General features: G+C 42.4%; 6 protein-coding genes and 1 pseudogene. 6 read left to right on the top strand and 1 reads right to left on the bottom strand.

The features are described from left to right. Both HMPREF9007_RS12665 and HMPREF9007_RS12670 read left to right on the top strand, forming a co-directional pair. Window positions 1–1,000 (top strand): malectin domain-containing carbohydrate-binding protein (locus tag HMPREF9007_RS12665; RefSeq protein ID WP_008761643.1); only part of this gene is annotated, 1,000 nt, incomplete at its 5' end. 212 nt (window positions 1,001–1,212) lie between these two features. Further along, window positions 1,213–2,058, top strand: a complete 846-nt coding sequence (locus HMPREF9007_RS12670) for a helix-turn-helix transcriptional regulator (protein WP_008761642.1) — start codon at window positions 1,213–1,215, stop codon at window positions 2,056–2,058. Here the strand turns inward: HMPREF9007_RS12670 and HMPREF9007_RS12675 are convergent. After that, entirely contained in the window at window positions 2,055–3,554 is a 1,500-nt protein-coding gene (locus HMPREF9007_RS12675) for an ATP-binding protein (protein ID WP_008761641.1), read from the bottom strand. The genes HMPREF9007_RS12670 and HMPREF9007_RS12675 overlap by 4 nt on opposite strands. A 354-nt stretch (window positions 3,555–3,908) precedes the next feature. Between HMPREF9007_RS12675 and HMPREF9007_RS12680 the strand changes: the two genes are divergently transcribed. The 4 genes and pseudogenes from HMPREF9007_RS12680 to HMPREF9007_RS12695 all read left to right on the top strand — a co-directional run. After that, window positions 3,909–7,190 (top strand): glycoside hydrolase family 2 TIM barrel-domain containing protein, encoded by a 3,282-nt coding sequence (locus HMPREF9007_RS12680; protein WP_032850375.1) that lies wholly within the window; start codon window positions 3,909–3,911, stop codon window positions 7,188–7,190. Between the two features lie 51 nt (window positions 7,191–7,241). Further along, window positions 7,242–10,093, top strand: a pseudogene (locus HMPREF9007_RS12685) (glycoside hydrolase family 2 TIM barrel-domain containing protein). A 150-nt stretch (window positions 10,094–10,243) separates the two neighbouring features. Further along, on the top strand, window positions 10,244–10,930 hold the full coding sequence (locus tag HMPREF9007_RS12690; protein WP_008761639.1) for a response regulator transcription factor: 687 nt from the start codon (window positions 10,244–10,246) through the stop codon (window positions 10,928–10,930). Next, on the top strand, window positions 10,927–11,660 hold a 734-nt coding region (locus HMPREF9007_RS12695), incomplete at its 3' end, for a HAMP domain-containing protein (RefSeq protein WP_008761638.1). The genes HMPREF9007_RS12690 and HMPREF9007_RS12695, both read left to right, overlap by 4 nt.

Below are 11,660 nucleotides of genomic sequence, written 5' to 3'. Positions count from 1 at the left end.
CCGTATTAACTGTGGAGGAGACGACTATACAGATAGTTTCGGTCAGTTATGGATGCAGGATAATACCCATTATTCCCGTTCATGGGCAGCGAACTTTAAAGAATTGAATCCATACCTTGCCAGTCAGCGTACGACGAATGATCCGATTCGGGGAAGCCGTGACTGGAAGTTGTTCCAGCATTTCCGTTTTGGACGTCATCAATTGGAGTACAATTTCCCGGTAGCTGACGGAACATATCGGATTGAACTCTATTTCACAGAGCCTTGGCATGGGACGGGAGGCAGTGCTTCCACCGACTGCGAGGGGTTGCGCATCTTCGATGTGGCAGTGAATGATTCGGTAGTATTGGATGATCTTGATATTTGGGCGGAGAGTGGACACGACGGAGTATGCAAGAAAGTGGTGTACGCTACTGTAAAAGGTGGAATACTGAAAATTCACTTTCCGGAAGTAAAGGCAGGACAGGGGCTGATTTCAGGTATTGCCATTGCTTCTGTTGAAGCAAATCTGCAACCGACTTTATTCCCCGCATCCAACTGGAATTGGGAGAAGGCCGGCAAAGAAGTCATGGAAAAAACTCCGAAAGAGTTGCTTCCCGAAGACAAGAATGCCCGTATCAGTGTAGCGTATGAAGCTGAAGCGGCAACCCTGAAAGGCAAATTCCGTAAAAAAGAACATCGTAAGCAAACGGGAGTATTCTTTGAGAAAGGAAAAGGTAACAGTATTGAATGGAATGTCTCTACCGGACTGGCACAGGTTTATGCCCTTCGCTTTAAATATATGAATACTACTGGAAAACCAATGCCTGTTTTAATGAAGTTCATCGATTCAAAGGGAGTAGTGCTCAAAGAAGACATTCTGACCTTCCCGGAGACACCGGACAAATGGAAAATGATGAGTACCACCACCGGAACTTTTATCAACGCCGGATATTATAAAGTATTACTCTCAGCAGAAAATATGGAAGGTCTGGCTTTTGATGCCTTGGATATTCAATAATTCTGTTAGCAGACTGAACTTTTGCAATAGTAGTAAAAAAGCGGGACGCAAAGAAGCTTGTATAGCTTTCTGCATCCCGTTTCTTATTTTGAAACCTTTTTCCTATAAATAGAATATATATGTTATTTTTTTATGATTCGATAGTCGGATTTTAATTATTTCGAGCGTAGATTTTAAATAATCTCTATATTTGAAATAAAAACAAAATAACGATGGAAAGCGATATACCGAGGTACGATTTAACAGTTGATTATATAGTGGGAGAAGGATTTGGGATAAATTTACTGAATGGGTATAAGAATTTTCATTGTAAAATAGAGGCAGGATTCTTCATACTTTGTGTGAAAGGGGCAATACAGGCAACAATTAATGGAGAACGATATAATATTGTCGAAAATGATTTAATCACTCTGCCACCTAATTATTTCATGGAAATTCATGAGTTTTCATCTGATATTCATATTTATTATGCAGGCTTTTCATCTCAGTTCATAGAAAATATAAATCTGATGAAGTCCACCCAGCATCTGCTTCCGATAATAGTAGAAAATCCGGTTATCAATTTGTCTCCATTGCAAGCCTGTAGCTATAAGATGTTTTATGAGTCATTGATTCTTGCGTATGCTTCTGCCAAGACATTGGCCAATAAAGAGATCGTAAAGGCTGTACTCACTATGTTTATTCAGGGAGCAACAGAGATTTATAAGCTACAGAGCAATCGGTATTTATCTACTCAATCAAGAAAATATGAGATATACCAGGAGTTCCTGCAACTGGTCATGAAGAATTATACAGTTCATCATGGTGCCTCCTTTTATGCTGATCATTTGGGACTTAGTCTGCCTCATTTTTGTTCAACAATTAAAAAGGCAGCGGGGAATACCCCGCTGGAAGTCATTGCTTCCGTCATTCTGATGGATGCTAAGTCTCGTTTAAAGTCAAGTAATGAACCAGTGAAGAATATCGCTTTGTCTTTGGGATTCTACAATATCTCTTTCTTCAATAAATTTTTTAAGCAGCATACCGGTGTCACTCCGCAGGAATACAGAGGGCATTAATCTTCTGTCTGCCTTTCGAATGGAAGAGTAACGATAAACCGGCTGCCTTTTCCCATTTCAGACTCTACGGAGATGTCTCCTTGCAAATGTTCCACAATCGTTTTGCAGATAGAAAGTCCCAGGCCGGTTCCTTGTTTAAAAGTATCTACTTTATAAAAGCGGTCGAATATTTCTTTTTGGCATTCTTGAGGAATCCCTGACCCGGTATCTTCCACAAAGATATTCACAGAGTCTGCATTGACTGGATCAACTGCATAACCAAAATGAATATACCCTTTTTCGGTAAATTTACGGGCATTGTTAATAAAGTTACATACGACTTGTTTCAGACGTGTAGCATCTGTGTTAATATAGACATCTTCATTGGGAAATGATGCTCTGATCTCTATTTCGGATATAGGTTTCATAGCTTGTTCTTTCTCTATATCCATCATGAGAGATTGAAGAGAACAGTCAGTAAAAGTAAATTTAATGGTATTTGATTCAATCTTGGATAAATCAAGTACATCATCAATCAGTCTTACTAAATGTTCGCTGTTGATACTGATTAATCTCACAAAATCGGCACGTTCTTCCTCGCTTAATTCATCATAAGTGGAACCGATTACATCAGAGAAGCCGACTATTGCATTTAGTGGTGTGCGAATCTCGTGGCTCATATTTGCCAGAAAAGCCATTTTGAGACGGTCACTTTCTTCAGCTTTCTTACGTGCTTCGATTAAGGTATTCTCTATGTCTTTATATTCTTGAATACTCATGCAGATACCGACCAACCGATAGGGATGCCCTGAGATATTGGCAATATAAGTAGACTGGCCTTCAAACCATTCCCAAGTTCCGTCTCCACGATGCAAGCGGAAGGGGACAGATTTATCGAACGTTTCCATGCCGCTAAGTTGCACAATAAAGGCGTCGGCCATAGCTTGCCGGTCGTCAGGATGAATCATATTTACGTATTCTTCCATAGTCAGAGTGTTGTTTTCTCCGGCCGAAATACCTAAATGTTCGAAATAACGGTTGTCGAGGGTAAACTCACTTCGGTTTATATCATAATACCACGGATATATCCTGGTTCTTTGTAAGGCTGTGTTCAGAATATACTCCTGTGTCAGTTCTACAGTGATATTACGAAAAAAGAATAAGATCTTTTTCAGATTGCCATCTTCCTTGATCGTTGCAAAATCACCTCTGATCGGGAATTGTGTATAATCCACCTGTTCTTGCATGAAAGTATGTTCAGGAAGTGAATAAGTTTGTTCACCCTGACGAATCTTCTCTAAGATGACAGAAAGAATATCTTCTTTATTATTTAATAACTTGAATAGGTCATTGGTTGAAAGAGGCATCATCTCATTGGCTGATGAATGGACATGAAGTTCGGTTTGAGCCTGGCGATTAAGCTGGATAACCTCTCCATTTATATTAAATATAATAACTCCGTCAGGCAGGATATCTAGTAACTCATCATTGTAAAGTGTTTGTTTATTCTCTTCCATTTCTTTTGTTTTTTAATGCAGAACATGAGATAAATGACATGAATGTATAACAAAGAAAAACATTTCCCGGAAGATAATGCGATATTCATATATGTTTTTACTCCTGTCTGAAGGAGTATTTTAATTCGCAAGACCTTAATCGTTAAAACGATGTTTGCATTTTAATAATTGATATTCTTATTTTAATTACAGTTTTAGTTCCGAATCTTCAATCGTATGCTCATACTGTGCGTGTGAAGCAAGACAACCCTTCATAGAGTGTTTCTCCTTTTATTATTCTTCAATATTAATGTAAAAGAAAGGGGTACAAAATGCCCCTTCGTCCGTCTTCTTGGTATGAAGAAAAAAGAACGAATGAAAATATATACATTACTGCTTGGCGCATTGGTCGCTTGCCCGATGCAGGCACAAACAATGCATGACTGGGAGAATCATCATGTTCTCCAGATTAATCGTGAACCGGCACGGGCTGCTTTTACTCCTTTCTCCGTACAGAAAGGAGACTGTTCGATGTCTTTGGACGGAACATGGAAGTTCCGATGGACTCCTGTTCCGGGCGAAAGAATCATAGATTTCTATCAGACTGATTTTAATGATAAAGACTGGAAGGACTTTCCTGTTCCTGCCAATTGGGAAGTCAATGGATATGGCACGCCTATTTATGTATCTGCAGGTTATCCGTTTAAGATAGATCCTCCGCGAGTAATGGGAGAGCCGAAAGCTGACTATACGACCTATAAAGAACGAAACCCGGTCGGACAGTATCGGTGCACATTCGTTTTGCCTGTAGGATGGGAAGCGGACGGACAGACTTTTTTGCGCTTTGAAGGAGTGATGAGTGCTTTCTATGTCTGGATAAATGGCGAACGGGTAGGGTATAGCCAAGGTAGTATGGAGCCAAGTGAATTTAACATCACCGACTATCTGAAGACTGGTGAGAATCAGATAGCATTGGAAGTGTACCGTTATAGTGACGGGTCTTATCTCGAAGATCAGGACTTCTGGCGTTTTGGCGGCATTCATCGTAGTATTCATCTGATACATACACCTGATGTTCGTATGCGTGATTATACAATACGCACTCTTCCTGCATCTGCCGGCAATTATAAGGACTTTATTTTGCAGATCGATCCGCAATTTAGTGTATACAGAGGTATGACCGGAAAAGGATATACCCTGCAAGCTGTGTTGAAAGACGCAAGTGGAAAGGAGATAATAAAGTTACAGGGAGAGGTGGAAGAAATACTGGATCTGGAGCATAAAGCAAGCCGGATGAATGAGTGGTATCCGCAGCGTGGACCACGTAAGACAGGACGTCTGTCAGCCATGATAAAATCACCGGAAAGATGGACAGCGGAGACACCCTATCTTTATAAATTACACCTTACTTTGCAGAATGCGGAAGGAAAAGTGATAGAACAGGCGGAGCAGTCGGTCGGTTTCCGTACTGTAGAAATCAATAAAGGACAATTACTGATTAACGGTAATCCGGTTCGCTTCAGAGGTGTGAATCGTCATGAACACGATCCACGGACGGCACGCGTAATGAGTGAAGAAAGAATGCTTCAGGATATACTGCTGATGAAACAGGCAAATATCAATGCCGTTCGTACCAGCCATTATCCCAATGTGAGCCGTTGGTATGAACTCTGTGATAGTTTAGGGCTTTATGTGATGGATGAAGCGGATATCGAAGAGCATGGTCTGCGCGGGACACTGGCAAGTACTCCCGATTGGTATGCTGCATTCATGGACCGTGCAGTCCGCATGGCAGAACGTGATAAGAACTATCCAAGTATCGTGATGTGGAGTATGGGGAATGAAAGCGGCTACGGACCGAACTTTGCAGCTATTTCTGCATGGTTACACGATTTTGATCCTACACGCCCCGTTCATTATGAAGGTGCGCAGGGAGTAGATGGCAATCCTGATCCGAAGACGGTCGATGTGATCAGCCGTTTTTATACCCGTGTGAAACAAGAATATCTGAATCCGGGCATTGCAGAAGGAGAAGACAAAGAACGTGCGGAAAATGCACGTTGGGAACGACTGTTGGAAATAGCGGAACGTACCAATGATGACCGTCCGGTAATGACAAGCGAATATGCCCATTCGATGGGAAATGCGTTGGGCAACTTTAAAGAATATTGGGATGAAATATATAGCAATCCCCGTATGCTGGGCGGTTTCATATGGGACTGGGTAGATCAGGGAATTTATAAAGAATTGCCTGATGGCCGCATTATGGTGGCGTATGGCGGAGACTTCGGTGATAAGCCGAATCTGAAAGCTTTCTGCTTTAATGGTCTATTGATGAGTGATCGTGAGACGACTCCGAAGTATTGGGAAGTAAAGAAAGTATATGCACCGGTTCAGTTGGCCGTCAACAATGGACAATTGATCGTTACAAACAGGAATCATCATATAGACTTATCTCAGTATCGCTGCTTATGGACATTGACAATAGATGGTAAACAGAAAGAACAGGGAGAAATCTCATTACCGAAAGTCGCTCCAGGTGAGAGTGAAACAATTACTTTACCAGCTTTCCGTTCCTTATCGGACAAGAAGGCTTTAAACAGAAAAGGCAACAACAGCAACTCAACGAATACGCTTTCTGATTGTCTGCTAAAAGTAAGCATCGTATTGAAATCTGATGCCCTTTGGGCGAAAGCCGGTCATGAAGTTACTTGGGAACAATTCTGCTTACAGAAAGGAGATTTGTTGTCTGCCGATCTGATCAATAAAGGAGCGCTGCAAGTAAAAGAGGATGATAAATCTTTATCGGTTAGCGGACGCGGCTTCTCGGTTCAGTGGGAAAAGAAAGGAACCGGAAGTATGACTTCCCTTACGTACAATAGCAAGGAAATATTGGCTTATCCGGATGATTTTCCGGTTCAGCCCGTCACACAAGCATTCCGTGCACCGACAGATAATGACAAGAGTTTCGGAAACTGGCTGGCAAAAGACTGGAAACTGCATGCCATGGACCATCCTCTGATTAGTCTGGAGTCTTTTGATCATGAAGTACGTGCAGATGGGGCAGTCATAGTACGTATCCGGACAACTAATTTATATAAAGAAGGCAAAGTGACAACGACATCCGTCTATACCATTTCTTCCGATGGAGTCATTGATCTGAAAACAACTTTCTTACCGCAAGGAGTACTTCCGGAATTGCCTCGTTTGGGGCTTGCATTCTGTCTGGCTCCTGCCTATAATACCTTTACATGGTATGGCAGAGGACCGCAGGATAATTATCCCGATCGCAAGACATCTGCTGCAACAGGACTCTGGAAAGGAACGGTAGCAGAACAGTATATACATTATCCTCGTCCGCAGGATAGTGGAAATAAGGAAGAAGTACAATTTTTTACGCTGACAGACAAACAGAATAAAGGTATCCGTGTAGATGCGGTAGAGGATGTATTTTCTGCCTCTGCTTTGCATTATACTGCACAGGATTTATATAAAGAAACTCATGACTGCAATCTGAAGCCACGTCCCGAAATTATTCTCAGTATGGACGCGGCCGTGCTCGGATTAGGGAATAGCAGCTGCGGACCGGGCGTACTGAAGAAGTATGCTATTGAGAAAAAAGAACATACGCTGCATATACGCATCAGCAAGCAGTAAAATAAGAATTGATACAAATAAATAGTAACTAACACAATAATAAAAGTAACAATGAGAAAAGTAACCACTTTATTATCAACCTTGGCGTTGGCAACTACTCTGGCTGCTCAAACCCTTCCGCAAACGGAACGGCAATACCTTTCCGGTCACGGATGTGATGATATGGTAGAATGGGACTTCTTCTGTACTGACGGACGCAATTCCGGCAAATGGACGAAGATCGGTGTACCGTCATGCTGGGAGTTGCAGGGCTTTGGCACCTATCAGTATGGAATCACCTTTTATGGCAAAGCATTCCCCGAAGGTATAGCCGATGAAAAAGGAATGTATAAGTACGAGTTTGAGGTCCCCGAGAAGTTCCGCGGGCAGCAGGTAAATCTGGTATTCGAAGCTTCGATGACAGATACCGAAGTTAAAGTAAACGGGCGTAAAGTCGGCTCGAAACATCAGGGAGCTTTCTATCGTTTTTCATACAATGTCACAGATTTCCTTAAGTATGGAAAAAAGAATCTGCTGGAAGTAACCGTTTCAAAGGAAAGCGAAAATGCCAGTGTGAATCTTGCCGAGCGACGTGCCGATTATTGGAACTTCGGAGGTATTTTCCGTCCGGTATTTCTGGAAGTAAAACCTGCGATTAATTTACGTCATATCGCCATCGATGCGCAAATGGATGGTTCCTTCCGTGCCAATTGCTATACCAATCTGTCTAATGACGGAATGAGTATCCGGGCACAGATTTTGGACAATAAAGGCAAAAACTAACTGAAACGACCGTCCCTGTAAAAGCGGGAGGAGACTGGACTTCTTTACAGCTCAAGGTCTCTGATCCGGCTCTGTGGACAGCCGAAACGCCGAATCTTTATAAAGCTCAGTTTTCTTTGCTGGACAAAGACGGAAAAGTGCTGCACAACGAGACAGAAACATTCGGTTTTCGTACCATCGAAGTACGCGAAAGTGACGGATTATACGTAAACGGTGTACGCATTATGGTACGTGGTGTCAATCGCCATAGCTTCCGTCCGGAAAGTGGCCGTACATTAAGTAAAGCGAAAAATATCGAAGATGTTCTTCTGATGAAAGACATGAATATGAACTCCGTCCGTCTGAGTCACTATCCGGCTGATCCGGAGTTTCTGGAAGCTTGTGATTCTTTGGGACTTTATGTGATGGATGAATTAGGAGGCTGGCATGGTAAATACGATACTCCGACCGGAGTACGCCTGATCGAAGGAATGATAGAACGTGACGTTAACCACCCGTCTATTATCTGGTGGAGTAATGGTAATGAAAAAGGATGGAATACCGAACTCGATGGAGAATTTCACAAGTACGATCCGCAGAAACGTCCGGTGATTCATCCGCAAGGCAATTTCTCTGGTTTTGAAACCATGCATTACCGTTCTTACGGAGAAAGTCAGAACTATATGCGCTTGCCGGAAATCTTTATGCCGACAGAATTTCTCCACGGTTTGTATGATGGCGGTCATGGTGCCGGATTATACGACTATTGGGAAATGATGCGTAAACACCCCCGCTGTATCGGTGGTTTCCTTTGGGTACTGGCAGACGAAGGAGTGAAGCGTGTCGATATGGATGGATTCATTGATAATCAAGGAAATTTCGGCGCTGACGGTATTGTAGGTCCACATCATGAAAAGGAAGGCAGTTTCTATACAATCAAGCAGTTATGGAGTCCGGTACAAATCATGAATACTTCTGTCGACAAACAGTTTGACGGTAAGTTCTCCGTAGAAAACCGTTATGATTATCTGAATCTGAATACTTGCCGTTTCCTTTGGAAACAGGTGAAGTTCCCTACCGCAACAGATGCTTCTAATACAACTGCTCAAGTTCTGAAACAAGGGGAAGTACAAGGAAGTGATGTTGCAGCCCATTTGGCAGGTGTGCTGGATATTAAAACAACGATCCTTCCGGATGCCGATGCCCTCTTCCTCACAGCCATCGACCGATACGGTCATGAACTTTGGCGCTGGACTTTCCCTGTGAACAAACTGAATCAGGCTAATGAAGTGCTCTCTCCCTTATCTAATAAGGTAACCTCTACAGAAACAGAAAATGAACTTACCGTGAAAGCGAAGAATCATACTTTCATTTTCTCAAAGAAAGACGGTCAGCTGAAAGGTGTATCCGTAAACAATCGCAAGATCAGCTTTGCCAACGGCCCTCGTTTCATCGGTGCCCGTCGTGCCGACCGCTCATTGGATCAGTTTTATAATCACGATGACGAAAAAGCGAAAGAAAAGGATCGTACCTACAGCGAATTCCCTGATGCTGCTGTATTCACGAAACTGGATGTAAAAGAAGACGGAGGCAATCTGATTGTTACTGCCAATTATAAACTGGGTAATCTGGATAAAGCGCAATGGACAATCAATCCAAATGGAGAAGCGGTGCTGGATTATACCTACAATTTTTCCGGCGTGGTAGATTTAATGGGAATCTGCTTCGACTATCCCGAAGATCAGGTGATCAGTAAACGCTGGCTGGGAGCGGGGCCCTATCGTGTATGGCAGAACCGTATTCATGGCACGCAATATGATGTCTGGGAAAACGACTATAACGATCCTATTCCGGGTGAAACTTTCACATATCCCGAATTCAAAGGATATTTTGGCAGTGTTTCCTGGATGAACATCCGCACGAAAGAGGGTACTATCAGCCTGACCAATGAAACTCCGGATGCTTATATCGGAGTATATCAGCCGCGTGACGGTCGTGACCGTTTACTTTATACGCTTCCTGAAAGTGGAATTTCTGTCTTGAATGTGATTCCTCCTGTACGTAATAAAGTAAATTCTACAGATCTATGTGGCCCGTCATCGCAGCCTAAATGGGTGAATGGTCCGCAGAGCGGACGAATCATTTTCCGGTTTATGGAATAAATAAATGAAATAAAAAGGTACTCACATTGCGTTGGGTACCTTTTTTTAATGTAAATATAGCAAATATAAAATGGTTTAAAAGAGTCATAAGTGAGGAATAATCATTATTTTTGTTTCGTTTTATAGATTCAGATTAACGAGTTCTTTCCTATGTACACAATACTAATTATAGAAGACGAACCCAGGGTGGCAAGTTTGCTGATGAACGGGCTGGAAGAAAATGGTTATCAGACCATGGTAGCTTATGACGGATTAATGGGGCTGCGGCTTTTTCAGGCACATACGTTCGATCTGGTTATATCTGATATTGTTCTGCCTAAGATGGACGGATTCGAGCTGACGAAAGAAATCCGTAAGTCCAATCCCCGTATTCCTATATTAATGTTGACGGCATTAGGATCAACGAACGATAAGCTGGACGGTTTCGATGCCGGTGCAGACGACTATATGGTGAAGCCCTTTGATTTCAGAGAGCTGAATGCCAGAATCAAAGTTCTATTAAAACGTGTCTCAGGAAATGTACCGGAGTTACCGCAGGAACTTGTTTATGCAGATCTGCGCATTGATCTTCAGCGGAAAGACGTAGAACGAAATAACGTTCCCATTAAACTTTCTCCGAAAGAATATAACCTGTTGCTATATATGGTCGAAAATGCCGAAAGAGTATTGAGCCGGGTAGAGATAGCGGAGAAAGTCTGGAACACACATTTTGATACGGGAACCAACTTTATTGATGTATATATCAACTACCTTCGCAAAAAGATAGACCGTAACTTTGAACCGAAACTTATTCATACCAAAGCAGGGATGGGTTTCATACTGACTGACAAATTATGAAAATCCGGACAACGCTGACTCTGCAATATGCGGGCATTACAGCTGCGGTATTCTTCGCATTTGTTGTAGCTGTCTATTACGTAAGCGAGCATTCGCGCAGCAATACCTTCTTTCGCAACCTGCAAAGTGAAGCTATAACCAAAGCTCACTTATTTCTTAATAATCAAGTAGATGCAAAAACGATGCAGTCTATTTACCTGAACAATCAGAAGTTTATTAATGAAGTAGAGGTAGCCGTCTATACCACAGATTTTAAAATACTGTATCATGATGCCCTTCAAAACGACATAGTCAAGGAAACACCCGAGATGGTAAAACGTATTCTGAAACGAAAGAATATCAGTTTCTATGTGGACGAATATCAGGCAATAGGACTTGTGTATCCGTTTGAAGGGCAAGACTACATTGTCACTGCCGCTGCCTATGATGGCTATGGATACGCTAGCCGGGATGCACTGAGAAATATGCTCATTCTGTTATTTATCGGAGGATTGACCGTGTTGGCGGTTGTCGGATATATCCTCTCCCGAAGCACCTTAAAGCCTATACGCAATATCGTGAGAGAAGCGGAGAAAATCACCGCCTCACATATCGACAAAAGACTGCCAGTGAAAAATGAACAGGACGAACTGGGAGAACTGAGTATTACATTCAATGCACTGCTGGAACGTCTGGAGAAGTCCTTCAACTCGCAAAAGATGTTTGTCAGCAATGTATCTCACGAACTACG

The organism is Bacteroides sp. 1_1_14 (assembly GCF_000162515.1).
In the GTDB taxonomy this organism is placed as follows: Bacteria; Bacteroidota; Bacteroidia; order Bacteroidales; family Bacteroidaceae; genus Bacteroides; species Bacteroides thetaiotaomicron.
The sequence above is the reverse complement of the archived record's forward strand: the minus strand, read 5'-3'. Positions and strand labels throughout refer to the sequence as shown.

Coding starts and splice junctions, on each gene's coding strand:
- HMPREF9007_RS12670 (WP_008761642.1), top strand. CDS start 1,213: ATGGAAAGCGATATACCGAGGTACGATTTAACAGTTGATTATATAGTG.
- HMPREF9007_RS12675 (WP_008761641.1), bottom strand. CDS start 3,554: ATGGAAGAGAATAAACAAACACTTTACAATGATGAGTTACTAGATATC.
- HMPREF9007_RS12680 (WP_032850375.1), top strand. CDS start 3,909: ATGAAAATATATACATTACTGCTTGGCGCATTGGTCGCTTGCCCGATG.
- HMPREF9007_RS12690 (WP_008761639.1), top strand. CDS start 10,244: ATGTACACAATACTAATTATAGAAGACGAACCCAGGGTGGCAAGTTTG.